This is a genomic window from Vibrio sp. 05-20-BW147, from assembly GCF_013369385.1.
Lineage (GTDB): Bacteria > Pseudomonadota > Gammaproteobacteria > Enterobacterales > Vibrionaceae > Vibrio > Vibrio floridensis.
Window position 1 is genome coordinate 77,775 of record NZ_SZTO01000011.1, and the last position, 23,962, is coordinate 101,736.

The 23,962-nt window shown below is 43.1% G+C and carries 24 protein-coding genes and 1 pseudogene; 6 read left to right on the plus strand and 19 right to left on the minus strand.

All coding sequences use genetic code 11. The features are described from left to right. Nucleotides 1-103: 103 nt before the first annotated feature. From potC to potA, 3 genes are read right to left on the minus strand one after another with little or no spacing between them, the layout of a single operon-like run. Nucleotides 104-874 (minus strand): spermidine/putrescine ABC transporter permease PotC, encoded by a 771-nt coding sequence (gene potC, locus FC652_RS12235; protein ID WP_011150281.1) that lies wholly within the window; start codon nucleotides 872-874, stop codon nucleotides 104-106. Further along, on the minus strand, nucleotides 874-1,731 hold the full coding sequence (gene potB, locus FC652_RS12240; protein ID WP_176298789.1) for a spermidine/putrescine ABC transporter permease PotB: 858 nt from the start codon (nucleotides 1,729-1,731) through the stop codon (nucleotides 874-876). The genes potC and potB overlap by 1 nt, the downstream gene beginning before the upstream one ends. Continuing rightward, on the minus strand, nucleotides 1,715-2,848 hold the full coding sequence (gene potA / locus FC652_RS12245; protein WP_176298790.1) for a spermidine/putrescine ABC transporter ATP-binding protein PotA: 1,134 nt from the start codon (nucleotides 2,846-2,848) through the stop codon (nucleotides 1,715-1,717). Before potA ends, potB begins: the two co-directional genes overlap by 17 nt. Nucleotides 2,849-3,222: 374 nt before the next feature. Here potA and FC652_RS12250 point away from each other — a divergent pair, with 374 nt between their 5' ends. The 3 genes from FC652_RS12250 to FC652_RS12260 are packed head-to-tail and all read left to right on the plus strand — an operon-like array spanning nucleotide 3,223 to nucleotide 5,485. Next, on the plus strand, nucleotides 3,223-4,020 hold the full coding sequence (locus FC652_RS12250) for a hypothetical protein (RefSeq protein ID WP_176298791.1): 798 nt from the start codon (nucleotides 3,223-3,225) through the stop codon (nucleotides 4,018-4,020). After that, nucleotides 4,013-4,804: a glucosaminidase domain-containing protein gene (locus FC652_RS12255; RefSeq protein WP_176298792.1), complete on the plus strand. Its 792-nt coding sequence runs from the start codon at nucleotides 4,013-4,015 to the stop codon at nucleotides 4,802-4,804. The genes FC652_RS12250 and FC652_RS12255 overlap by 8 nt, the downstream gene beginning before the upstream one ends. Before the next feature lie 18 nt (nucleotides 4,805-4,822). Next, nucleotides 4,823-5,485, plus strand: coding sequence for a DUF2987 domain-containing protein (locus FC652_RS12260; RefSeq protein ID WP_176298793.1), 663 nt, complete (start codon nucleotides 4,823-4,825; stop codon nucleotides 5,483-5,485). A gap of 69 nt (nucleotides 5,486-5,554) precedes the next feature. Here FC652_RS12260 and ttcA read toward each other — a convergent pair whose 3' ends face one another. The 11 genes from ttcA to ccoN all read right to left on the minus strand — a co-directional run bounded on the left by ttcA (nucleotide 5,555) and on the right by ccoN (nucleotide 15,524). Then, a complete protein-coding gene (ttcA, locus tag FC652_RS12265) occupies nucleotides 5,555-6,487 on the minus strand; it encodes a tRNA 2-thiocytidine(32) synthetase TtcA (RefSeq protein ID WP_176298794.1) in 933 nt (310 codons plus the stop codon). Nucleotides 6,488-6,602: 115 nt separating this feature from the next. Continuing rightward, nucleotides 6,603-7,550, minus strand: a complete 948-nt coding sequence (gene uspE / locus FC652_RS12270; RefSeq protein WP_176298795.1) for a universal stress protein UspE — start codon at nucleotides 7,548-7,550, stop codon at nucleotides 6,603-6,605. A gap of 132 nt (nucleotides 7,551-7,682) precedes the next feature. Continuing rightward, on the minus strand, nucleotides 7,683-8,429 hold the full coding sequence (locus tag FC652_RS12275) for an FNR family transcription factor (protein ID WP_176298796.1): 747 nt from the start codon (nucleotides 8,427-8,429) through the stop codon (nucleotides 7,683-7,685). An 85-nt stretch (nucleotides 8,430-8,514) separates the two neighbouring features. Continuing rightward, the gene (locus FC652_RS12280) at nucleotides 8,515-9,192 is read right to left on the minus strand and encodes a sulfite exporter TauE/SafE family protein (protein WP_176298797.1); all 678 of its coding nucleotides are present in this window, start codon (nucleotides 9,190-9,192) and stop codon (nucleotides 8,515-8,517) included. Continuing rightward, on the minus strand, nucleotides 9,189-9,362 hold the full coding sequence (ccoS, locus tag FC652_RS12285; protein ID WP_176298798.1) for a cbb3-type cytochrome oxidase assembly protein CcoS: 174 nt from the start codon (nucleotides 9,360-9,362) through the stop codon (nucleotides 9,189-9,191). The genes FC652_RS12280 and ccoS overlap by 4 nt, the downstream gene beginning before the upstream one ends. Nucleotides 9,363-9,364: 2 nt before the next feature. Beyond that, the gene (locus tag FC652_RS12290) at nucleotides 9,365-11,734 is read right to left on the minus strand and encodes a heavy metal translocating P-type ATPase metal-binding domain-containing protein (protein WP_176298799.1); all 2,370 of its coding nucleotides are present in this window, start codon (nucleotides 11,732-11,734) and stop codon (nucleotides 9,365-9,367) included. Between the two features lie 4 nt (nucleotides 11,735-11,738). After that, the gene (locus tag FC652_RS12295; protein WP_176298800.1) at nucleotides 11,739-12,215 is read right to left on the minus strand and encodes a FixH family protein; all 477 of its coding nucleotides are present in this window, start codon (nucleotides 12,213-12,215) and stop codon (nucleotides 11,739-11,741) included. Between the two features lie 86 nt (nucleotides 12,216-12,301). After that, nucleotides 12,302-13,279, minus strand: a complete 978-nt coding sequence (ccoP, locus tag FC652_RS12300) for a cytochrome-c oxidase, cbb3-type subunit III (protein WP_176298801.1) — start codon at nucleotides 13,277-13,279, stop codon at nucleotides 12,302-12,304. After that, on the minus strand, nucleotides 13,279-13,452 hold the full coding sequence (locus FC652_RS12305) for a cbb3-type cytochrome c oxidase subunit 3 (protein ID WP_176298802.1): 174 nt from the start codon (nucleotides 13,450-13,452) through the stop codon (nucleotides 13,279-13,281). Before FC652_RS12305 ends, ccoP begins: the two co-directional genes overlap by 1 nt. Before the next feature lie 10 nt (nucleotides 13,453-13,462). Then, nucleotides 13,463-14,083, minus strand: a complete 621-nt coding sequence (gene ccoO / locus FC652_RS12310) for a cytochrome-c oxidase, cbb3-type subunit II (RefSeq protein WP_176298803.1) — start codon at nucleotides 14,081-14,083, stop codon at nucleotides 13,463-13,465. Between the two features lie 13 nt (nucleotides 14,084-14,096). Then, on the minus strand, nucleotides 14,097-15,524 hold the full coding sequence (gene ccoN / locus FC652_RS12315) for a cytochrome-c oxidase, cbb3-type subunit I (RefSeq protein WP_176298804.1): 1,428 nt from the start codon (nucleotides 15,522-15,524) through the stop codon (nucleotides 14,097-14,099). A gap of 725 nt (nucleotides 15,525-16,249) precedes the next feature. On the opposite strand from ccoN, the gene FC652_RS12320 reads away from it, so the two are divergent. Continuing rightward, a complete protein-coding gene (locus FC652_RS12320) occupies nucleotides 16,250-17,464 on the plus strand; it encodes an FIST signal transduction protein (RefSeq protein ID WP_176298805.1) in 1,215 nt (404 codons plus the stop codon). Then, entirely contained in the window at nucleotides 17,436-19,163 is a 1,728-nt protein-coding gene (locus tag FC652_RS12325) for an ATP-binding protein (RefSeq protein WP_176298806.1), read from the plus strand. Before FC652_RS12320 ends, FC652_RS12325 begins: the two co-directional genes overlap by 29 nt. A gap of 145 nt (nucleotides 19,164-19,308) precedes the next feature. Here FC652_RS12325 and FC652_RS12330 read toward each other — a convergent pair. The 5 genes and pseudogenes from FC652_RS12330 to matP all read right to left on the minus strand — a co-directional run. After that, nucleotides 19,309-19,416 (minus strand): annotated as a pseudogene (locus FC652_RS12330) (DUF3693 domain-containing protein); the annotation flags it as partial. A gap of 49 nt (nucleotides 19,417-19,465) precedes the next feature. Continuing rightward, the gene (locus FC652_RS12335) at nucleotides 19,466-20,683 is read right to left on the minus strand and encodes an HDOD domain-containing protein (protein WP_176298808.1); all 1,218 of its coding nucleotides are present in this window, start codon (nucleotides 20,681-20,683) and stop codon (nucleotides 19,466-19,468) included. Nucleotides 20,684-20,885: 202 nt separating this feature from the next. Then, the gene (locus tag FC652_RS12340) at nucleotides 20,886-21,212 is read right to left on the minus strand and encodes a hypothetical protein (protein WP_176298809.1); all 327 of its coding nucleotides are present in this window, start codon (nucleotides 21,210-21,212) and stop codon (nucleotides 20,886-20,888) included. Nucleotides 21,213-21,316: 104 nt separating this feature from the next. Then, entirely contained in the window at nucleotides 21,317-21,628 is a 312-nt protein-coding gene (locus tag FC652_RS12345; protein ID WP_176298810.1) for a DUF3634 family protein, read from the minus strand. Nucleotides 21,629-21,643: 15 nt separating this feature from the next. Further along, nucleotides 21,644-22,093 carry a macrodomain Ter protein MatP gene (gene matP / locus FC652_RS12350; RefSeq protein WP_176298811.1) on the minus strand — a complete coding sequence of 150 codons (450 nt, stop codon included), beginning with the start codon at nucleotides 22,091-22,093 and terminating at the stop codon, nucleotides 21,644-21,646. 189 nt (nucleotides 22,094-22,282) lie between these two features. Here matP and FC652_RS12355 point away from each other — a divergent pair, with 189 nt between their 5' ends. Further along, entirely contained in the window at nucleotides 22,283-23,926 is a 1,644-nt protein-coding gene (locus FC652_RS12355; RefSeq protein WP_176298812.1) for a Lon protease family protein, read from the plus strand. The last annotated feature ends 36 nt before the right edge of the window (nucleotides 23,927-23,962 follow it).

A 23,962-nucleotide genomic window follows, 5' to 3' on the forward strand; every position in this document is an offset into this window, starting at 1 on the left:
TTACGTTAGCTCCAAACCAAACGTTGCCCGAAGGCATTCTTATAAAAAAGCAGAATGGTGAATCACCATTCTGCTTCGCGTTTAAACACAACCAGAAGGCGGTTTATTTAACTTTTTCTCTCGCAAGGATTTGCGAGGTGATCACCAATACGAGTGACACGACCAGCATGACGGTTGCCAATGCGTTGACCTCTGGAGAGATACCCACTTTCACCATTGAGTAGATTTTCAGTGGTAGAATCTCGTAAGTCGGGCCCGTCACAAACGAACTGATGATAACGTCATCTAAAGATAGGGTAAAACTCAGCAACCAACCAGCTGCAACAGCCGGTTTTGCCAATGGCAGAATAATTTGCTTTAGAATCACCCATTCGCTTGCACCAAGGTCTTTTGCTGCTTCAAGCATTTTCACATCAAAACCGTTTAAGCGGCTATAAACCGTGACCACAACAAATGGCAAACAGAAGGTGATGTGCGCAACCAAAAGAGTAAAGAAACCCAATTGTGCACCCAGCACAAGAAACAGCGCCAATAGAGAAATAGCCATCACAATATCCGGAGACATCATAACGACAAACAGCATACCGTTGACTGCACTTTTGCCTTTGAACTGGTAGCGGAATAGGGCAACCGCCGTCAAACTGCCGATAATCGTTGCTGCAGTTGCTGAAAAAATCGCAACGTTAAACGAGTGCCATGCAGCTTGCATCAAGCTGTCGTTATTCACTAGCGCGTGATACCACTTGGTGGTGAATCCGCCCCATTTCATACCAAACTTGTTTTCGTTAAACGAGTTGGCAATCAATACGATGATTGGTAAATACAAAAACGCATAAACCAACGTCATAAAGCTAAATCTAACTGTACGTCCCATTAGTCCAGCTCCACTTTCTTATTCAACAATTTACCCGCGCGATAGTAGGCATAAAGCATAATCGCCATTGCAATGGTCAACGCAATACTGGTCGCCGCCCCAAATGGCCAATCACGGGCATTAAGCACTTGGCTCTTAATGACGTTACCAATCAGCAAGTTTTTCGCACCACCAAGCAAGTCTGAAATGTAGAACATGCCCAGAGCAGGGAGGAGAACCAACAAACAACCGCCGATAATGCCAGGCATGGTCAATGGCAGAATGACCTTTGTTAGCGTCTGGAACTTATTTGCACCTAAGTCTTTTGCCGCTTCGATATACGTGTCGTCCAGCTTTTCAATGGCTGAGTACAACGGCAAAATCATGAATGGCAGTAGAATGTATACCAAGCCAATCATAACCGCGGTTTCGGTAAACATAATGCGTATCGGTGTATCAATCAGGCCAACGCTTAGCAGCGCTTTATTGAGAACACCTTGCGTTCCCAACACAACTTTTAGCCCATAGGTGCGGATCAGTGAGTTGGTCCAGAAAGGCACAATCACTAAAAACAGCATAATTGGACGCCATTTGTGTGGCATCTTGGCCACAATGTAAGCGAATGGGTAGCCCACTACCAAACAGATAAGGGTTGCCACAATCGCCATATAGAAGGAGTGCAGCAACACTTTCACGTACAAAGGATCGAGCAAACGCGCGTAGTTATCCAATGTAAACGTCATCTCAATGAGGTTAGCTTCATCACGCGTCAGAAAACTGGTGCCAATGATCATCAGGTTTGGAATCAGTACAAAAAGAACCAACCAACCGACAATCAGCGTGATAATGGCGTTTTGAAGACTAAATTTCTTGCTCATCACTTAGTACCACTTCCCAGCTTTCAACCCAAGTAATGGCGACTTTTTGTCCCAAAGAGTGGTCCACATCAGGATCATCTTCGTTAAAGAACTCGCTTACCATTACACGCATGCCAGATTCCGTTTCAATAACAGAATCAAGAGTCATCCCTTTGTAAGTACGCTCGGTAACGTGACCGACAATACCTTTCTCTTCGGATTCTTTGATCTCTTCAATACGTAAGTCTTCTGGACGAAGTAGTACTTGCAGTTTCTGACCTTCCGTTACCGGCTCATCAAAATAAACCACAGAGTCAACACCTTCAATTTCTGCACGAATGCGTTTTTCGTCAAGGCGTTCTTTTGCTGTTGCTTCAAAAACGTTGATTTCGCCAATGAAACGCGCAACAAATAAATTTTTCGGATCTTCGTAGATTTCGCGAGGTGAACCATCTTGCTCGATAACGCCTGAGCGCATGACGATAATGCGGTCTGACATCGATAGTGCTTCTTCCTGATCGTGCGTGACGAAAATGAAGGTGATGCCAAGCTGGCGCTGTAGCTGCTTAAGCTCAATCTGCATTTGCTTACGTAATTTGTAATCAAGCGCTGATAGGGATTCATCAAGTAATAGTACTTTTGGTTTGTTCACCACAGCACGCGCAATTGCAATACGCTGCTGTTGACCACCAGAAAGCTGATGAGGTTTACGCTGAGCCATGCTTTCAAGGCGAACCATTTTAAGTGCGTCCATTACACGAGGTTCTATCTCAGACGAAGGCACTTTTTGCATACGTAGACCAAATGCGACATTATCAAAAACGGTCATATGCGGGAAAAGCGCATAGCTTTGGAATACGGTGTTGACATGCCTTTGTTCCGCAGGAACATGAGTGACATCCTGATTGTCGATCGTAATTTGGCCGTTATCTGCAGTTTCAAAACCTGCGATCATACGTAAAACCGTTGTTTTACCACAGCCAGAAGGCCCAAGAATCGTTAAAAATTCACCGTGATTAACGTCTAGGTTTAAATTACCGATGATTTCCTTACCATCGAAACTCTTACTGATACCAGATAAACGGATTACTGGTTGTCCTGCGTGTTTTTTAGCGTTCAACGTCTGTATTTCTCCCACATTGGTCACGTAACTCGTATGACCTGTAGTAATTCACAATAAGGCGCGCATGATAATCACCAAAAGTGTGAAATTAAAGTAATTTCTCATGTCAAAACGGAAAAAGTTTTTCAGGTAAAAAACTCGATTAGTTACCATACTAATACATAGGATAAAGTGAATTTTCCAAGTGATTGAATGAATGTCAAAATATCCTGTAACAAACTGTTCTGTCGCCTATAGTTTTCAAGCGGTTAATTATCAATCAATTTGCAAATAAAGCAAGCAGTTGGTTAGCAAACAGAGTTTAGCAAACGTCAGATTTCAGTATAATGAATGCCTTTCTTATCAAGACAAACTTTTACAGCAGATAAGCAAGTCAGCTTAGGATATCTATGAAAAACGAATTCGAGAAAGAGATAAACATCGGCGGCACAGTGGAAAGGGCACTGTCTGGTCAATATGAACTTAAAGCAGGCGCTATTTTTAGTGAAGCCTGGAACAAAACGCTGACACATTTTTTCAGCTTTTCACCCGCCATTGTCGCATTACTGGTTTTGCAGTTGGTGATTTTTTATATTGCTTTACAACTGCAGTTAGGCGATCCCAGCATCATTCTTGACGCAGTTGTAAACCCAGAGTTGCTCAATGAAGAGATCGTTTCCGCAATCTATATTGGCAATTTTAGTTATGAAGTGATTAGCGCACCGATTTTTGCAGGCGTAAGCCTTATGGCGATGAGTCATGCTGCGGGTTTAAACACCAAAACACGCCATATCACAAAAGGGTTGCAGTATACTATTCCAGTTATCTTGGCAACATTGTTTAGTCTTATGTTGCAAGGCGTTCTTGGGATGATATTTCCACTGCTTTCGCTCTATTTATCAATGGCATTTAGCCATTCAATTTTGCTGATCTGTGAGAAACAAATACCTCCAATGCAATCTTTGCTTCTTTCACTACGCGCAATCAATCGCAAGATTCTTGTAGTCTCCGGGCTTTATCTAATCGTCATGCTGATGTTTGCACTTGCCACAGTCTTCTACGGAATTGGATTGATTTTCGTCTTACCATTCTTCTTCCACCTGAAAGGCATCCTTTATCGTGAAATGTTTGGTATCCGACTTAAAGTGATCGCTACCTCAAGCACTGATGATAACAACGACAATAACTCACAGGTTTTTAATGCTTAGTTACCACTCAAAATCTATCTTTCTCAAAACTGCTGCTGTTACGCTACTTGCTGCCTTTTCCTGTATTGGTCCTTATCTACATTACAAAGAGCGAGCCGCAAGCGAGCAAGAAAAGAACATACATTCGCTCCCAGACTTTGCGTCCTTCGACGACGTGACTCAAAAGAAAAAAGCATTTTTTGACTTTTTGCGACCTATGGTTGCGATAGAAAACCAGCGAGTTTTACAGGAGCGCGCATTTCTCGAGTCGTTAGATCTCGAAAACATAACCTCAAAGCAGCGCGACAGGCTAACTAAGCTTGCATTGAGTTACGATGTCACACTATCAATAGAAGAAGCGAGTGAGGACTCTATCAACGAGTTGATGGTAAGGGCGAACGTACTACCTGAAGCGCTTGTCATGATTCAAGCGGCCAACGAATCAGCTTGGGGCACCTCTCGTTTTGCTCGTCAAGCAAACAACCTCTTTGGTCAATGGTGCTATACACCAGGATGTGGTGTGGTTCCGCTTGAACGTAACGAAGGTGCTTTCCACGAAGTGGCGAAGTTTTCTTCGGTTCAAGATTCGGTTCATGGCTATTTTATGAACGTTAATCGTAATCGTGCATACAAAGAACTGCGTGAGATCCGCGCCACTCTTGATATGCAAGGTCGCGATCTACAAAGCGTCTCCGTGGCGACAGAACTGACGAATGGCCTGCTTTCATATTCAGAGAGAGGGCAGGATTATGTTGATGATTTGCAAGCGATGATCCGCCACAATGCAGAATTTTGGACAAACTAAAAAAATAAGAGAAATAGAATGAATAAGATTGGCCTCACCTTACTCTGTACCGCCTTATCCTCTTTCGTGGTAACACCGGTATCTGCGCAAGAATACATGTTTACCTACTCAAAACTCTTTTCTCAATTAAAAAACAATACCAAAGAGGGGCATGAAGACGTTAAGGTCGGCATTTTTTTCGTTAATCCTCAAACCAAACAGCTTTGTAATATTGAAAAAGCATGGATGGAAAAAGAGGGGCATTACGAAGAATTTATGATTCCCGCATCAAAGGAATTACCGCTACCAATAGACAACAACCTTAAGTCAGCAAATCCACTGGTTTTTGTTCAGACACCGCAAGATATGCGCTGTGACTACTCGCTCGTTGTGATGACCAAGCAGCCATTACAAGGAAAAGTGACGTATGAGCAGCTAGAGCCACTCATGCCACAGATGAAAACCTTGTTGGATGATTTGGGCGGCATGTTTTCTAGCTGGTTCACGCCTGATGTAGAAGGGGTGACAATGGAGTTCGCCGATCAATTGAACGACATGATTACCTTCTCCAATGGGCAGAAAAAAGCGATCGTCAACGGTAAGGTGCAAGTGGCACTTAGTGAGATAGGCGAAACTGGCTATATGGTGTTACCGCAGCCCACTATGCGCGTTTTGCCTTACTTACCTGCGGCTAAGAAGTAATGAGTTGAACACTCAAGTGATAAAACAAAGGCTACCAACATGGTAGCCTTTATTGTTTTTGCAAACTGATTAAATATTGGCCACATCTAGCTTTAAGCTTGGATCAAACTCTTGCACCATATCTTCATCTTCGACGGTTGCAACAGGCATTTCTTCTTTGTCGAAACCGATATCACCACCGTTAATCACGCCTGAATCTTTGTTGATCGATTTAAAATCAAACAACTCAAAATCCGCTAAATGGCTTGGCACCACATTCTGCATTGCGCGGAACATTGTCTCAATACGACCTGGGAAACGCTTATCCCAGTCATTCAGCATCTGTTTGATATTTTGACGCTGCAAGTTTGGTTGAGAGCCACATAGGTTACATGGAATGATAGGGTAGCCGGTCATATCTGAATATTTGATGATGTCTTTCTCACGGCAGTAGGCCAGTGGACGAATCACAACGTGTTCACCATTATCTGAAACCAGCTTAGGTGGCATACCTTTCATTTTTCCACCGTAGAACATGTTTAGAAACAAGGTCTCTAGTATGTCGTCACGATGGTGGCCTAGTGCAATTTTTGTTGCGCCGAGTTCTTTTGCTGTACGGTACAAAATACCACGACGTAAGCGAGAACAAAGTGAACAGGTCGTTTTACCTTCAGGAATCTTATCTTGAACGATCGAGTAGGTATCTTCTTCTACGATCTTATATTCCACACCTAAACTTTCTAGGTATTCAGGCAGTACATGTGCTGGAAAGCCAGGTTGCTTTTGGTCAAGGTTAACAGCGACAAGAGAAAAGGAGATTGGTGCACTTTTTTGTAAGCTCATCAGAATGTCTAACATGGTAAAGCTGTCTTTACCGCCAGACAAACACACCATAATACGGTCACCGTCTTCGATCATGTTGAAGTCCGCAATCGCTTGGCCTGTATTACGACGAATACGCTTTTGTAACTTGTTGAAGTTATATTGTTGAGCTTTAGTGCGCTCTTGAATTTGCTCTGTCATCGGCTGTTAGTCTTAAAACACATCAAAATAAATGAAGTGCGTATGATACGGATAAATTTCCAAGATGCCAGTACCGGACAAAAAAATCCCGGGCTTAATTACCCGGGAGTTTAAGTTATGAAGCTGTCGTTGGATCTAATGGACTCACGTAGCCTTTTGGCTTCAGCGCTAATACATCACAGTTGATTTTATCAATCACATGCTCGGCGGTGTTGCCGATAAACACAGCGGAGAGGCCAGTACGTCCCGTGGTTCCAAGAATCACCATTGCGGCATTCAGCTTTTCGGCGGCAGAAGGAATGACATCCTCTGGTAAGCCTTGTTCTACAATAGTGTGTTCTTCATCAATACCATGCTGCTGTCTCAGCGCTTTCATGGCTGTTAGATGATGCCCACGAACGGCATCTGTATAGGTTGTCGGATCAAACTCTGGAAGTTCTATCGTGATATTGGCTGGCGTCACTGGGTACGCATTGACAAGATACGCTTCTGCATCTAAACGGTTCGTGATCTCTTTTAGTCTTTCAACCATACTATTGTTTAACTCAAGGTGAGTTTCGTTTTCAGAACCAACATGAACTGAAGCAAGGATATTGGCATGCTCTGGCCAATCGGCATTTTTGATCAGCAACACGGGGATAGGGCACTTGCGTAATAAATGCCAGTCAGTAGGTGTAAAGATAACCGACTCTAGAACGTCGTGTTTACGAGTTCCTTTAATCAAAATGTCGTGACCACCGCCGAAGACTTCTGCAATGATTGCTTCGTACGGACGGTTATGCCAAACCACTTTTATCTCAAACTCGACGGAATCATCTAAATAGGGCTCTGCAATCTTTTTCAACCACTGCTCGCGCTGAAAAATAACACCACGTCTCATTGCATCACGTTCATCAATAGACAGCATTGACGTCATGTCATATGAGAAATCGTATATCGATAAAAAGAAGGTTATGTGACTTTTAGAAACGCTCTTTTTCGCTAATTGTACTGCTCTTGCCAATGCAGGTTGCTCATCTTTATTGATGTCTGCAACAACGAGGATTTTACTATAAATACTCATATTTCAGCCCACTTATGTTGTAGAACCATATAAATACTTTAGCGTAAAAAAAGGAGAAATATTAGGATATTACGAAGAGAATGAAGAAAAGTATGATGTAGCTCAGGATTGAGCCACATCACCTATAAGGATTTAGTTTTTCGAAACGCCCGCTAGCTCCATCAAAGCATCGTGGTCAAGGATAGTGATGTACTTACCTTTAACACTGAGCATTTCCGATTTCTGAAAACGCCCTAGTAAACGGCTAATGGTTTCAACGGTTAGACCTAGGTAATTACCAATATCACCACGAGTCATCGTAAGTCGAAACTCACGTGGGCTAAATCCACGCTGGGAGAAGCGAGTTGAAAGGTTATACAAGAAAGCAGCCAAACGCTCCTCTGCGTTCTTTTTTGAAAGAAGCAGAATCATCTCTTGATCGCCTTTAATCTCGTTACTCATCAGACGCATAATTTGCTGACGTAACTTTGGCATTTTACCTGAAAGGTCATCTAAAATTTCATACGGGATTTCACAAACCATTGATGTTTCAAGTGCTTGAGCAAAGCTAGGATGGCTATCACCAGTAATAGCATCAAAACCAACCAAATCGCCCGCTAAGTGAAACGCTGTAATCTGCTCATCACCCTGCTCAGTGATCGTGTAACTCTTAATGGTACCCGAACGAATGGCATACAGAGACTTCAATACGTCACCTGCTTTAAAAAGTTCTTGCCCTTTTTGAATCGGTTTTTTACGTTCGATGATCTGGTCTAGTTGATCTAATTCAGCTTCGTTCAATGTAAACGGAATACACAATTGGCTGATACTACAATCTTGACAATGAATCGCACAACCGCCTGACTGGATGCGCTTTGTCGCAGGTTTTTCAGAAATCATAACAACCTTTCACTATTTGATATACGTCAATATTTTAGCATTGCTTAATACTAAAGGATAGTAAAAAAAATGTTCTAGCCCTTAGTTAGTTGACTAATTGTAACAACTTCAGAGCCTCGTAAGCGGTGTAAACGCCGTAAGCAAAAAGGGAAAAAGCCGTAATATGACGAAATGTTAATGACGATTGCAAACGAGTAACAAACTGCGCACCAAACCCAACCAATATCATTGCTGGCAAGGTGCCTAGCCCAAAAGCAAGCATAATCAGAGATCCGTTGATAAAACCGCCAGAAACAGCCGACCAAGTTAAAGCCGAGTAGACCAAACCGCATGGCAACCATCCCCAAACAAAACCGTAGGGAAGAGCTTGTAGAGGATGTTTAATAGGAAGCAGGTGTGCGGTTACTGGCTTAATCCATCGCCAGATGAATTGCCCACCTTTTTCAACGGTCAATAGCGCACTCCATAGTTTGGAGATATACAGGGCTACAAGAATCATAAAAGATGCGGCAATCAATCTTAGCCAAGCTAATGAGTGGTTTAAGCCACTGAGCTCAGTTAATGATGAGACTGCTCCACCAATCAATCCGCCAAATAAGGCATAGCTAGTGAGGCGTCCAAGATTATAAAGGAGGGTATTGCGAATAGGTGAAGCTTGCTGCTGTCCGAGGTTAAGTAAAGAAGCGATACCACCACACATGCCAATGCAATGACCGGCCCCAGCAAGACCGATCATAAATGCGCCAATAAAGTCGGGCGTCATTCCGCTCTCTCAGCTTTAGTACTCTTTTTTTGCTCTTCGTCGAACAAAATATTGCTTCCCTGCCTCTCGAGGTCTTCAAACTGTTCGCTCTTCACCGCCCACAAAAACACCGCCACCGCAATGCACACCAAAACAATTGCAATAGGAATTAGAAGATACAAGCTTTCCATAGTTACTTACCGTGCTCTTTAAGCAGCCTGAGAGAATTTGAAACCACTATTATAGAACTCGCAGACATTCCTACAACAGCAATATAAGGAGCAACCAAACCTGCCACAGCCAACGGCAATATCAAAAGGTTATAACCCAGGGACCAAGCCAAGTTCTCTTTGATGATACGGCGCGTGCGCAAAGCAAGCTCTCTGGCTTCAAGCAGCTTATCTAGTCGGTCACCCAAAAGGGTCATATCAGCAGATGCTTTCGCTACATCCGTACCACTACCCATAGCGACAGACAAATGGGCACCAGCTAAAGTGGGCGCGTCATTGATACCGTCACCAACCATCAGCGTAATGTCGTTGATGTCGAGACCTTTTAGGTAGGCGAGCTTGTCTTCCGGTTTTGCAGAAGCAACAACGTGCTCGATTCCAACGGCTTTTGCGACACTTTCAGCATTGGCTGCCGAGTCTCCCGTCAACAAGGTGGTCTTAATACCCGCTTGAGCAAACTTTTCGATCAGTTTGTGGCTTTCTTTACGAATAGGATCATGGTAGATAAACGTAGCAATGTGTTGGTTATCCAAAGAGAGATACACCGCATTTTGCTCATCGGTTGAAGCACCTAATACATATTCAGCACTGCCAATTTTTACCGTAACGCTATTCCACTTTCCACTAATACCAGAACCAATTACGTTACTCACATCACTGAGCACAAAATCTTGGGTCGAATAAGACTTAAACGCTCTCGCAATAGGGTGGTTTGCATGATTTTCTAAACTCGCCGCCAATTGCAGGCATTGCAGGTCGGTTAAGTGTGCAAACACCTTGGTCTCTTTGATTTCGATATCGCCTTTGGTTAAGGTGCCCGTTTTATCGACAACCAGATGGTTGACCTTACACAGTGTTTCAAAGACATGGCCTTTGCGAAGCAGAATACCAAAATTGCCCATACGTGACGTTGCGCAAGTCAATGCTGTAGGCGTCGCTAGCGAAAGGGCGCAAGGGCAGGTTGCAACAAGCACAGAGAGCATAATCCAAAAGGCATCTTCTGGTTTTGTCTGATGCCAAAAAAACCATGTTGCCGCAGAGATAATAAGAATAGCGCCAACAAAGTAGCGAGCCACAACATCTGCCACTTCAGCGATTTTAGGCTTAGAATGCTGCGCTTCATCCTGAAGCCTAACAATATTAGAAATAACCGAGTCCGCTTTTGAACTGCTCACTTGCAACACGAAGGATTCATCGCCATTCATTGTGCCTGCATATACTGCATCACCTTCGCGCTTCACAACATGGACGGATTCACCAGTTAACATCGATTCATCAATATGAATGCGGCCTTCGATCACTAACCCGTCTGCTGGGATATGCTCTCCCGGAAGTACACGAACCCGGTCACCAATCTTTAAGCTCTTTACTGGCACTTGTTGTCCGTCGAGTGTGGTCGCAATTGCTGGAATCAATTTGAGAAGATTACCGCTCGCTGCCGCTGCTTTTCTTCTCGCTCGCATCTCCAAGAAACGACCTACAAGCAGGAAGAAGGTAAACATAGAGATAGACTCAAAGAACACTTCTCCTTGCTCTGTAACCGTCGCAACAAGACTGGCAAAATAAGCAAAAATCAGTGCGATGGACACTGGCACATCCATACCCAGCGTCCGACCTTTAATACTGCGCCATGCATTGATATAAAAAGGAAGAGCTGAGTAAAGCAAGACAGGGGTAGCAAAAATCAAACTCACCCACCGAAAGTAGTTCTTAAACTCTGGTTCAAGATCGCCAAAAACTTCCAAATACAATGCAACAGCGAGCATCATCACTTGCATTGTTGCCAGTCCCGCTATACCTAATCGATAGAGATACTGCTTCATCGTTGCATGGTATGAAGCCTCTTGTTTGTCAGCCTCGAAAGGCGCAGCTTTGTATCCCAACGCATGAATGCCAGAGAGAAGCTCGCTCAATTTAGTTTTTGACTTATCCCAAGAGAGAAGTGCACGATTCGTGGTAGTATTTACCTTTATTGACACCACACCCACTTGCCCATTCACTTGTTTTTCAATTAGCCACGCGCACGCGGCACAAGAAACGCCCTCTAAAGAGAGCATCACTTCACAGTGATTATCATTACTTCGTACAAACTCAGATTGAACTTCTTCATTATCGTAATGAATGAGTGATTTGAGTTGCTCAGGAACAAGTTCAACTTTTTCAGCGTGAGCCGTTCTATATTGATAGTAGGAAACAAGGCCGTTGTCGATAATGGTCTGTGCCACAGTCTCACAACCGGGGCAGCACATGTCTCGAATCTCACCTAAAATTTCTACTTTAAAATCCGTATTGACCGGTACATCTTCACCACAGTGATAACAGGATTGCGTCATGGTCTTAGTTCATCAAAACAGTTGCAGAAGAAGGGAAAGTCACACGGCCTTGAACTAGCCATTTTTGATCATGTGGTTGCAGTTCAATAAACCAAGGGCCTTCCATTTGGTGCTCTAGTGATAAACGATAGACACCTTTGGCATCCGCCGTGAGTAACTGTGTAAAATCTCGGTCGGGCAGTGTGCGATGCGTAAATGTCGCCGTCAACGCGGGAAAATGAGGCAGTGCACCTTTGTTGAACTCAATAATAATGACATTGTTATCTGAAGAGACGGCGGCATTTAGGCCTAGTTCCTTCGCAACATTAAGCTTGCTAATATCGATGTTGATCCCTTTTCCTTTTTTATAGTAATCCTCAGCAACGAGAGAGACTGAGTTTTGTGAAAATATCACCACTGTTACGACCGTCCACACTACCACTGTCAGTGGCAAAATGATCAGAAACCACGGCCAAAACTGTTTATACCAAGGCTTTACCATAAAAAAGTTCTCAACAACTAAATGAAAGATAAGGGCTTTAATTTAAAGGAAAGACAGCCCCTTAAAAAGGGGCTGTTATTGAAATGTTACTTATTATTCTCGCTGTTGCTTAGACTCCAAACATAAGCGGCAACGAGTTGAACTTTGTCTTCTCCTAGAATATCTTTCCAGGCTGGCATCACACCAGAACGGCCGTTCATTACTGTTTCAGTGACATCCGCACGAGAATCACCAAACAACCAATCATTGTCGGTTAAATCTGGCGCACCAACAGCAGGGTTACCCTTACCATCAGTGCCGTGACATGCTGCACAAACAACGAAACGGGCTTTGCCAGCTTCAGCTTCACGTGCGTTCACTTTACGACCAGAAAGGCTTAGCGTATAACTCACCACTTCTTGAACACCTTGTTCGCCAAGTGCATCTTTCCACGCAGGCATCTGACCGATACGGCCATGCATGATTGTCGTTACGATAGCTTGCGGCTCACCGCCGTAGAGCCAGGCTGTATCTGTTAGGTTAGGGAAACCTTTCAGACCACGAGCGTCAGAACCATGACACTGCGAACAGTTCTGTAAAAACAGTCGTTGACCAACTTTGATCGCTTCATCATCTGTTGCGATCGCTGGAATAGGACGGAGGCCATTTTCGTCAAACGCTAAACGACGGAACGCTTCACCAAAGTAGGCATCCGCATCATCCAACTCTTTGGCGTATTGGTTCAGTTGCTTGTTCGATTGAGCATTAGCAACTGCCAGCTTAGACTCCTCAACTGTACGAACTGTTTGAGCAGAACTCTGCCAGCCCAAAACTCCCTTAAAGTTACCCAAACCAGGGAAAAGGGTTAGGTATACCGCTGCAAAAATAAATGTACCTACGAACAAGTAAGTCCACCATTTCGGTAGTGGGTTATTTAACTCGCGAATACCGTCGTACTCGTGGCCCATGTCTGCACCTTCTTCGACGCCCATTTTATCTTTAGCGCACCAGTAAAGAAGTACAGCACAGCCAACAAGCGTACCGACAGTAATCACAATAATCCAGAGACTCCAGAATGTAGTCATTACTTCGTCACTCCTTGTTTAGTTGGGCTAGATTTCTCTTCGTCAGCAAAAACAAGGTTAGCCGCTTCGTCAAAACTCGCTTTGCGTTTTTTGCTGTAAGCCCAAGCTACAATGCCTATAAAACTGGCGAAAAGTACAACGGTATAAACACTGTGAATTGTACCGAAATCCATCATTGCCCCCTTATTTCATCGCATGACCGAGAGATTGAAGGTAAGCGATGATGGCGTCCATCTCTGTCTTTCCTTCTACATCTTTGGCCGCATTAGCAATCTGTTCATCCGTGTATGGAACACCGAACTGATTACGGAACACTTCCAACTTCTTCTGGGTCAATTTGCCATCAAGTACATTTTCAGCAAGCCATGGGAAACCAGGCATATTTGATTCTGGTACTAGCTCACGAGGGTCTAACAAGTGAACGCGATGCCACTCATCTGAGTAACGACCACCAACACGTGCCAAATCAGGACCAGTACGCTTAGAACCCCAAAGGAAAGGATGTTCCCAAACGCTTTCACCAGCGACTGAGTAATGACCATAACGTTCTGTTTCCGAGCGGAAAGGGCGGATCATTTGGCTGTGACAAACGTTGCAGCCTTCACGAATGTAAATATCGCGACCTTCCATTTCCAACGCAGAGTAAGCACGTAAATTTTCTACCGGCTCTGTTGTTTGCTTTTGGAAAATCAGTGGTGTGATTTCTACGAGAGCACCCCAACTGATTGCAAAAACGATTAAGATAGCCAACAAACCGACATTGCGTTCAATGATTTCGTGGCGATTATTAGAATTAGAACTCATTCTTTAAATCTCCTTATGCCGGTTGAGCAATAGCTTTCAAGCTTTGCTTAGGTGCTGTTACTGTTTTGTACGTGTTGTATGCCATTAAGAACATACCCGATAGGAAGATAAAACCACCTAAGAAACGAACAAAATAGAATGGATAAGATGCTTCAACAGACTCTACGAAACTGTAAGTTAGCGTACCGTCTGAGTTAACTGCACGCCACATCAGACCCTGCATTACACCAGAGATCCACATTGCAACGATGTACAGTACTGTACCAATAGTCGCCAACCAGAAGTGAACATTGATTAGGCTTACTGAGTACATGCGCTCTTGGTTAAATAGGCGAGGGATCAAGTGGTAAACCGAACCAATTGACACCATTGCAACCCAACCCAACGCACCAGAGTGAACGTGACCTACGGTCCAGTCTGTATAGTGTGACAATGCGTTTACTGTCTTAATCGACATCATAGGGCCTTCGAAAGTCGACATGCCGTAGAACGAAAGTGAAACGATCAAGAAACGCAGGATAGGGTCGTAGCGAAGCTTATGCCAAGCACCGGATAGAGTCATAATACCGTTGATCATACCGCCCCATGATGGAGCGAACAGAACCAAAGACATCACCATGCCTAGAGACTGAGTCCAATCTGGAAGCGCCGTGTAGTGTAGGTGGTGAGGACCAGCCCAGATATACAGAGACACTAGTGCCCAGAAGTGAACGATCGATAAGCGGTATGAATAAACAGGGCGCTCAGCTTGTTTCGGTACGAAATAATACATCATACCCAAGAAACCCGCTGTTAGAAGGAAACCTACCGCATTGTGGCCATACCACCATTGAACCATCGCATCAACAGCGCCAGAGTAAATTGAGTAAGATTTACCTAGCGATACCGGGATAGCCATGCTGTTTACAATATGTAAAACAGCCACCGTAATGATGAAGGCACCGAAGAACCAGTTCGCCACATAGATGTGGGACGTGTTACGTTTAACCAAAGTTCCAAAGAACACAACCGCATATGAAACCCACACAACCGCGATTGCAATATCGATAGGCCATTCTAACTCTGCATACTCCTTACCAGAGGTAAAACCTAGAGGTAGGGTGATTGCAGCGGCGAGAATAATTGCTTGCCAACCCCAGAAGGTGAAGGCGACGAGAGGACCACCAAATAGACGAGTTTGACAAGTACGCTGTACAACGTAGTAAGACGTTGCGAACAGGGCACTGGTACCAAACGCGAAAATAACCGCGTTAGTATGCAGGGGACGTAAACGACTGTACGTCAACCACGGCGTATCAAAGTTGAGCTGTGGCCATACTAATTGAGCGGCAATCAAAACACCAACAGCCATACCGACAATACCCCATAAAATGGTCACAAGGGTAAACTGACGAACGACTGTATAGTTGTAGTTTTGTTCAAGCTGCTTTTCTTGGCTCATTTGCATGCTTCCAATTTCTAATTAACTACACTTTACTTCCAACACGACTTGCGTCGTAATGCCACCCAAATCAACTCAAGAAATACTGTGATATCATCACGTTATTACTCTTGCCGACTTTAATAAAAAGTGGCATTTTCAGTGGCACACTATACTTGAATTAACAATTCAATGACAGAGTAGTAACCTTACAGAAGCTCTGGAAATCATCTTTTATTTTAAAACTTTGAAGTTTGTAACAAGGAAAACTGAAAAAATGCCGGCACAAAAGTTAACAAAGGCGAGGCTTGCACAAATAATAATCACGCTAACGATATTAGTCGCCGCGTTTATATGGAGATCATTGAGTTATCAGCCAGTAAAAACCATTGACTGTTCACAAAAATCTCGATGTGAGTTAACACTTGAAGGTGAGAAAATTACTTTTTACCGCATTAACGGGCAAATACAGATCCAAACCGATAAAATGGACACTTTTAAAATTGATCTAGATCAAGGCGCTACATCAAAATTCGTTTCGAACTTAACCATTAGCGATGTGAAGGAGTCGAAACAAAACATTAGGATCTTTAATAGGACGAATGAACTTGTTGCCATCATTATTCTATAAATATGACTTGGTACACGTTGTTTCCGCAATATGACGATTTTTAGAACCAAAACATTATCGACTAGCCTGACTATTGGTATAAAGTAGTCTTAGTTACAAAAACCTATAACTCACGATGCTTTGTCAATCAGTATTTAGCCACATAACTCACGAAAATTTAGCCGTTATAGAACTCAAAGAGCAAATTGTTCATGAGCACTTAGCGATGCTCATTTGTTATTACACTGAAGAGTATTCTTGTGAGCGGCTTAGAGAATCGTTCCAAACGCATTTTCCAGGCATTCCCATTCATGGTTCTAGCTCCTGCCGAGCAATTATGACCGATAAGGGCTACCATAGTGGGCCAGTTATCGGTGTATTCGCAATCTATGATAGTGGCAGCAATGCATATGGAACGGGAATATCCCATATCAACACAGCAGAATGCGACATCACCGCAACCATGTTTTATACGCTAAACATGGCACTTAAAAACGCAGATAGAATCGGTGAAGTACCAAGTCTCATCTTGTTGCACGCCACTCCGGGGCACGAAGAGTCTATCATCAAAGCAATTGATGAAAAATTTGGTACGTTAGTTCCTATTATCGGTGGAAGTGCTGCAGATAACCAAGTAGAAGGGAACTGGTCAATTTTTACCAACCAGGGAACTTCTAAACAAGGGGTTAGCTTAACCGTCTTTTTTTCGTCTCAGTCAATTTTCACCGCCTTCAGCGCTGGCCATACACCGACTGAATTAACAGGTACGGTAACCAAAGTTAGAGGACGAGAGATTCTAGAAATTGACAACCTACCAGCGAGTCAAGTCTATCGAGATTGGACTAAAATCCATCTTGATGAAAGTGAAAGGAATCAGCTAATTTTCGATATCGCAACAGCGTATCCTCTAGGAAGAATCGCCGGACAGCTGTATGACTACCCATATTTTATTCTGTCTCACCCAGTTAGAGAGACAGAAAATCAAGGCATTGAACTCTTTTCAAGTATTGAAGAGGGTGAACAAATTTTCTTAATGCAAGGCTGTAAAGATCAACTTATCAGCCGTGCAGCCAAAGTGATCAACGCTGCCTTTTGGCAAAAGCTTGAAGACTCACAAAAAATTGGGGTTATAAACATCTTTTGTGCAGGTCCCATGATTCATCTACAGCAAGACATAGACAGAGTACTTAATCAACTGATGGAAGAACTCGATGACCGGCCGTTCATTTGTCCTTTCACATTCGGAGAGCAGGGTAGGTTTGTTGGAGGGGAGAATGGACATGGTAATCTGATGATTTCGTCCGCAATCTTTCATTCGCCTGTTGGTGATAAATCATATGACAACGTTTGAAAAAGAGGCTCTACACGACGCATTGGTGGAGCTAAAAAAAAGCAGAGAAATTGAGAAACGCTTAGCTGGAGAGAACAGCGCGATCCTCAGCGCAATTTCTGCAATGAGTGAAGCAAAAAATACACATGAAATATTTTTAGGCCTTCATCGCGTTCTCAATAAGTACATTGATTTTGATGATTTTGTCGTGATTACACGGCACAGTCGTCAGGAAAATTTTAAAACACTGCTCACCACAAATCAGGTTTTCAATGACACCGAATGGAGTGACGGATCCAAGTTCAATAGGGTACTCAATGGTGAATGTATATTACTCTTTGAACCGATTGCATTGACTGAGTTTGAAAAACTCAACAGTTTCGTCAAAAGCCATATCAACTCAGTCTTACTGACCGGTATAAACGCACAAGTCACTCAATCAGTTATCTTATTGATCGGCAGTAAAAAAGGGCAGTTTAGTATTGAATCAAAGGAAACGTTAAAACGCTTTCTTCCCCTTATTGAACGTGCCGTTATTGACATTGAAAATAAAGAAAAGTTACAACGTATCGTCGAATTAAGAACGCGAGAGCTCGCGTTAGCGAGAGAGGAGTCTGAAAGAGCGAACCGAGCGAAATCCGAGTTTCTTGCTATGATGAGTCACGAGTTAAGGACGCCACTGAACTCAGTACTTGGAATGTTAGACGTACTTAAGCAATCAGAGCTGTCGTTTGGGCACAATAATATGCTCTCTCAAATGGAAAACTCTGCTGAGTTATTACTAACCATTATCAGCGATATTCTTGATCTTTCAAGGATTGAATCAGGCGAGTTCTCCCTATCAGAGCAATGGATTAACATAAGTGACACTGTATCTTTTGTAATTTCACAGCAACAGCACTCCGCACTTTCAAAAGGGCTAAAGCTTGATCTAGACATTTGTCTAGACTCCAACCGCCACTATTGGCTCGATCCAAGCCGCCTGTCGCAAGTATTATTTAACCTTGTAGGCAACGCCATAAAGTTTACACAGAAAGGCACCATTCATGTACTCGTTGAACTTGAAAGCGACAACTTAAACATTCAGGTAAAAGACACCGGTATTGGAATCGAAAAAGATAAGCTACCATCTTTATTTACCGCGTTTAAGCAAGCGGACAGTTCCATTACGCGAAAATTTGGGGGAACTGGCCTCGGTTTGGCCATCACAAAGCATCTTGTCGAGTTAATGAGAGGCCAAGTCTACGTATCGAGCGTCTATGGTAGAGGTTCGACATTCACGGTACAAATTCCAGTAAAAAGCAGAAAACTGATCCGACGTAGCCTGATTTCAGATGTACGAAAACAAAGTTGCGCACTGAATGTCCTCGTAGTTGAAGATACGCAATCAAATCAGATGGTTATCCAGTTGCTTTTAAACAAACTTGGTCACAACGTTTTTATTGCCAATAACGGCAGTGAAGCGATCGAATTTATCGAATCGAACACCGAAACACTCGACGTTGTCTTTATGGATGTTTCAATGCCAATAATGGATGGCTTGACTGCAACAAAAATCCTGAGAAAAAACGGGTTCGAAGTACCCATCATTGCGTTAACCGCACACGCACTGGCTAGCGACAAGCAGAAGTGCTTGAGCGTGGGTATGGATAATTTTGTCGCCAAACCGGTTCGGAAACAAGAGTTAGCAAATGCGATAGAAGCTTTAATGGTCTACTAATATAGAACCTTAAATCTTTGATTATAAGGTTCTATATTAGGTATTTTATGGTAAATAGCACTTATGTTTAATTGCATACTTAACACCGAAAATAAAAGCAAAGGGGCGAGTATCGAAATTTCATGAGCTTAGCGTTGTTCTTTATTTAACATAATATACATAATGCGCACTGAGCCAGTGCTTCCGTAGGGCTACCAATCCACATAGCCAAGCCACCACAAGCTATTGAAATTCCGCTTAAACTGAGCCCATCATGCATTTACTGAATCACTCAATGCGGATTGCGTGAAGCTATAACCAACTTACATAGACAGTGTTAAGCGTCCTGGCATTCTCGCTTGAATATCTTTGAGCGATGTTCCGGGCATTTGCACTTGAGCAAACCAATATGGTTTGTGCTTTTCTACAAATGCATTGCTGTGCTGTAATCCATCATAGATTGAGAATGCTCGGCCTTGCGCTAATGCAGCCCCTGCAATACTTCTTTCCTCAACTGGCACTTTATCGATATCTTCCATCACTGCATTTTTAATAAACATCGCATTTGCTGGCCAATCCATAGACTCCAAAACTCGTTTGGCAAGCTGTCCCTCAAGTTCGAAAATGATTTTGGGTAAAAAAGACATATTGGCGACCACCTCAGCGCAAGCGTAATACTCTTCACGCATATCTTGCTCACGGTATTTGAGCATCATCTCAACTAAAGCATCTTCAAATGTATGCGTAAAATGGTTTGATGCGAGAAACTGACCAACCGTTCTCAGTACACCTATTAAAATGCCAGCATCAGGTTCTTTGAAGTTTGCATCTTGTAAGCGCATTCTGGTTACATTTGCGGTAACTATCATATGTTGCCACATTTTAGGAGCAATCAACTTGGTGTTCGCATCGGACCATTTGAGCATCGGCCTAGCCATCAGAACAGGGAAAAGTAAACGGCAATTTTCTATGCCCATCTGCCCTATTGCAATCTTGGCATCGGTTACGCTTTTTGATGATTTCCCTATACGCTCACAGAACTTAGGATTCGTAACCAGATCTAAAATGCTGGAACTAAGCTGATGACTCAAGGTCGTCAAAGTACTTAACTTGGAAAAGCTCAAGGATGGGGAGTAAGCAAACGAAGCGAGATGATCAAAGTTAGGAATGCCATTGAACAATTTGTCTATGGATGTGTTGAGCAGTTTTTCAACCATTAAGTACTCAGCATGACGGGTAACATCCACAACGACGCGTTTATGGGTATTTTGCCTTGCTTTTACCTGTTCACGCCGCTCAACCACTTTAGCCTGTTCACATTCTAATAAAATGCGTTGATTGCGAGTAATACGCTCATCTTCAGAAAAAATAACGTCTTCGCAATAGCGACCTTGTAAACTAAGTAGGTTATCAACGTTAGACTGATCGAGAATGTATTTCATACTCACTAACCATTTGGCATGTCTAACATTAACCTCATTTGCCACTTGTTCCGCTGTTTCAATCGCTTCTTGTGTATACCGTCTGTTGGCGAGTAGCAAATCTGTATCCCTTTAAAGATTTATCACTAGTTTTAGTGTATTCCATAGAGACCAAAAATGAGAAACAAAAGTGATATTGCTTCCATTATTTAATCTTGAAATTGCCTACTCTGTCACTATAAGTCACTGACGATAATCGTTCTTGAACATCACATCGAGTAGTAAACGTTCACAACACACCATGTTTTCAATCAATTATTAATTAGCTCGAGATGTGAATGACAATCATTCGTTCTGGTACCTTATAGCGAAATTTACTGCCGACTTTGATTGTTTGCTTCGCAAAGCGACATATTTTGGCATCCCCCGTCCCATTAACCTTCTCTACCACCGCATGCTTATCAGTGTGATGAAAGTAGACAACAACATCACAGTAGCCCGAATAGTGAACAAGTTGTTTATCGACTTTCTTTTGAACTGACTTTTTTAGCTTTAGCGCTATCGGGTTACGAGTGGAATCATCGGCATAAATTACATTTGGATAGAAAAATAAGAGAGATGCAAGAAGAAAAGTGACACTGTATCGCATGATTTTTCCAAATGAAAATACGATACAGTGCTCAGACCGGATAATATACATCGATTTGATTCAACTGCGTGACAGATTAATGGTAACTGCAATTGATATGTTTGTTAGGCGTGTTTCTTACCTTTGTTAGACTTAAATCCTTGGTGTGGAAATACGTTCCGGATTCTTTGCTGGACTTTCTTTGGCACTTGTTTGCTGAACACCAACTTTGCACCAGTACGTAAGCTGTAAACTTTCATTTCACCATCAAAAGGAGTCTTCTCACCAATCTCCATTAAATTATGGCGAAAAGACGGTGGCAAGTTCCCTTTGACTGAATGAATATGCCCTTCTTTAAAAGAAACCTTCAAAACTGGGCGGTCAATGGCCACTAGCCAAAAGATAACGATAGCGGCAACGATGATGACATACAACATGCGTGTTCTCCTGCACTAATCGGATAATAACTTGCTTAAGTCTTCTTTCAGAGTCGATACGGCTGCACTCGCCTTTTCGCTACGAGAAGCTTCACTCAGTAAATATTCAATCGCGTCGGACAATGTACAACCCAATTCATTCGCACGCGTCGATAGCTTTTCCCATACACGATAATCTAAATCGATGGATTTTTTCTTTGTATGGATCTGCTCTGCATTGAAATGGCGTTTGCGTTTAGCACGAATGGCTTGTTTGAGTTTCTTATCCAACTCTTCCGCCATGTGCAAATCAATCCACTCGAGGACTTTGGTCGGCTCATGTTCTAACTTTCTTAGTTCAGAGACCGCATGGTCAGCTTCACTCGAATCAATATATTTAGTGATGGTTTCTCCATCCTTCCACTTACTGATCAAATACTGCCATTTCCACCCACATTCCAAGTTTTCGAGTTGTTGATATTTCATTTTTCCATGTCCTAGGCGCCGCTTAGGGTGACAGCGTAACCCAGGTGGGTTCATTTCTCAACAAAACGTGTTCGAAGGATAGAGAGAGATCAACTTTTTCCTCCCTCACCCTCCATTTAGCCGGATTTAACTGCAGATTTTGTTGGTTCTGATATACTCCGCTGCAATTAAAGTTTATGAAGAAAGTCAATGAACCAAATTAACTGGCAAGCCGTTACGCCACAATTCGATCAATTTGAATCGTCTTTTGCTAATCTTCACTCTATTGAGTTAACCCATTATTTTGAGCTACAAGAGCGTGCATTAGCAACATTCCGTCACTTTACCCTGCTTTCTGGATTGGCTCGTTTCTTGGTGATTAATTGTTGTGATAACTCTATCTATCGCGGTTTGGTTGAAGAAGGATTGAGCTCTATTGATCCTGAACTGGTGGTATTAAAAACAGAGACGCTGTCTCCTTCTCATCTCTTTGACTGTTATAAGCTTAGTGCTAATGGTGATGTCGAAATTATTACCGGATTGTTCTCGAAAGCTCGTGGTGGCATTGTCACAGTGTCGGCGAATTTGCTGCTTGCGAATCCGGGCTCTTGGCCAGCAATTAAGGCGGCAGTACTAGGCGAACCCCTACCCATATCTCCATTAAAACCCGAGTGGCAATCATCGCACATGGAGCCGACTCACTACGACATAAAATTGGTCATTACGGGTGACCGTGGGCAATTGGCGGATCTTGAGTATCTTGATTCTGACCTCTTCTCATCAATGTCTTTGTTCACTGAGCTCGAAGAAGATTTTCACATTGGTGAAGAAAGTTTGGATTCCTATGTCGGCTACATTAAATGGATATGTGAACGGTACCATCTCCCCAGTTTTGATCAGGATGCACTACGCCGTTTGTTGATTGCCGGCGTTCGTGAAACAGAAGACCAACATTATCTTCCTCTCTCACCAATTTGGCTCCATCAATGGTTATCTCTGGCAGCTCTTGAATCGCAAGGCTATCAGATCAACGGTGAGCACATGGATACGGCCATTGAGGAAAAATATTTCCGTGAGTCTTATCTCCCCCAACGCGCTATCGACGATATCCTTGATGGCCAAGTGATCATTGAAACCACCGGCGAGCAAATTGGCCAGATTAACGGTCTGACCGTGATTGATGTCGCTGGTCACCCGGTTTCTTACGGTGAGCCTGCTCGAATTTCTTGTGTGATCCATTTTGGTGACGGTGATATCTCTGACGTTGAACGTAAAGCCGAGCTTGGTGGAAATCTTCACGCAAAGGGTATGATGATCATGCAAGCACTCGTCAGCAGTGCACTTCAGCTAGACGCGCCATTGCCTTATTCTGCTTCTATCGTATTCGAACAATCTTACAGTGAAGTGGATGGCGATAGTGCGTCGCTTGCTGAATTCTGCTGCCTAGTCAGCGCCCTATCAGAGTATCCTATCAATCAGCAAATCGCGGTCACGGGTGCCGTGGACCAATTTGGCCGTGTACAAGCCGTAGGAGGCCTAAATGAAAAAATTGAAGGCTTCTATCAGGTTTGTAAGCATCAAGGTTTCACTGGCGAACAAGGGGTTATTTTGCCAGAAACGAACTTAAAACATCTGGCACTTCATAAAGAAGTGGTCGAAAGTATTAAGCTCGGTGAGTTTCATATTTGGGCGGTATCCGATGTTGAAGACGTGATCCCTATCATTATGAATAAGCCGTTTTGTGGCGAAGACGAAGATAGCGTGCTCAACAAAATTGCGGAAAGAATCGATAACTTTGCGAAGCATGATCATCCGCAAGGCTTTGTTCAATGGATTAAAAACTGGTTTGTCTAGTACTGATCGGAGTTGTTTAGCGTACACCTGTTCACT

What these genes read in the sequence shown, in the direction of transcription:
- ccoS (WP_176298798.1), bottom strand. Translation starts at nt 9,362, where the DNA reads ATGGAAAGCTTGTATCTTCTAATTCCTATTGCAATTGTTTTGGTGTGC.
- uspE (WP_176298795.1), bottom strand. Translation starts at nt 7,550, where the DNA reads ATGAGTATTTATAGTAAAATCCTCGTTGTTGCAGACATCAATAAAGAT.
- FC652_RS12355 (WP_176298812.1), top strand. Translation starts at nt 22,283, where the DNA reads ATGAACCAAATTAACTGGCAAGCCGTTACGCCACAATTCGATCAATTT.
- FC652_RS12345 (WP_176298810.1), bottom strand. Translation starts at nt 21,628, where the DNA reads ATGTTGTATGTCATCATCGTTGCCGCTATCGTTATCTTTTGGCTAGTG.
- FC652_RS12250 (WP_176298791.1), top strand. Translation starts at nt 3,223, where the DNA reads ATGAAAAACGAATTCGAGAAAGAGATAAACATCGGCGGCACAGTGGAA.
- matP (WP_176298811.1), bottom strand. Translation starts at nt 22,093, where the DNA reads ATGAAATATCAACAACTCGAAAACTTGGAATGTGGGTGGAAATGGCAG.
- ttcA (WP_176298794.1), bottom strand. Translation starts at nt 6,487, where the DNA reads ATGACAGAGCAAATTCAAGAGCGCACTAAAGCTCAACAATATAACTTC.
- FC652_RS12255 (WP_176298792.1), top strand. Translation starts at nt 4,013, where the DNA reads ATGCTTAGTTACCACTCAAAATCTATCTTTCTCAAAACTGCTGCTGTT.
- FC652_RS12295 (WP_176298800.1), bottom strand. Translation starts at nt 12,215, where the DNA reads ATGGTAAAGCCTTGGTATAAACAGTTTTGGCCGTGGTTTCTGATCATT.
- FC652_RS12290 (WP_176298799.1), bottom strand. Translation starts at nt 11,734, where the DNA reads ATGACGCAATCCTGTTATCACTGTGGTGAAGATGTACCGGTCAATACG.
- FC652_RS12320 (WP_176298805.1), top strand. Translation starts at nt 16,250, where the DNA reads ATGCTTTGTCAATCAGTATTTAGCCACATAACTCACGAAAATTTAGCC.
- ccoO (WP_176298803.1), bottom strand. Translation starts at nt 14,083, where the DNA reads ATGAGTTCTAATTCTAATAATCGCCACGAAATCATTGAACGCAATGTC.
- FC652_RS12260 (WP_176298793.1), top strand. Translation starts at nt 4,823, where the DNA reads ATGAATAAGATTGGCCTCACCTTACTCTGTACCGCCTTATCCTCTTTC.
- potB (WP_176298789.1), bottom strand. Translation starts at nt 1,731, where the DNA reads ATGAGCAAGAAATTTAGTCTTCAAAACGCCATTATCACGCTGATTGTC.
- FC652_RS12275 (WP_176298796.1), bottom strand. Translation starts at nt 8,429, where the DNA reads ATGATTTCTGAAAAACCTGCGACAAAGCGCATCCAGTCAGGCGGTTGT.
- FC652_RS12305 (WP_176298802.1), bottom strand. Translation starts at nt 13,452, where the DNA reads ATGGATTTCGGTACAATTCACAGTGTTTATACCGTTGTACTTTTCGCC.
- ccoP (WP_176298801.1), bottom strand. Translation starts at nt 13,279, where the DNA reads ATGACTACATTCTGGAGTCTCTGGATTATTGTGATTACTGTCGGTACG.
- FC652_RS12280 (WP_176298797.1), bottom strand. Translation starts at nt 9,192, where the DNA reads ATGACGCCCGACTTTATTGGCGCATTTATGATCGGTCTTGCTGGGGCC.
- FC652_RS12340 (WP_176298809.1), bottom strand. Translation starts at nt 21,212, where the DNA reads ATGCGATACAGTGTCACTTTTCTTCTTGCATCTCTCTTATTTTTCTAT.
- ccoN (WP_176298804.1), bottom strand. Translation starts at nt 15,524, where the DNA reads ATGAGCCAAGAAAAGCAGCTTGAACAAAACTACAACTATACAGTCGTT.
- potC (WP_011150281.1), bottom strand. Translation starts at nt 874, where the DNA reads ATGGGACGTACAGTTAGATTTAGCTTTATGACGTTGGTTTATGCGTTT.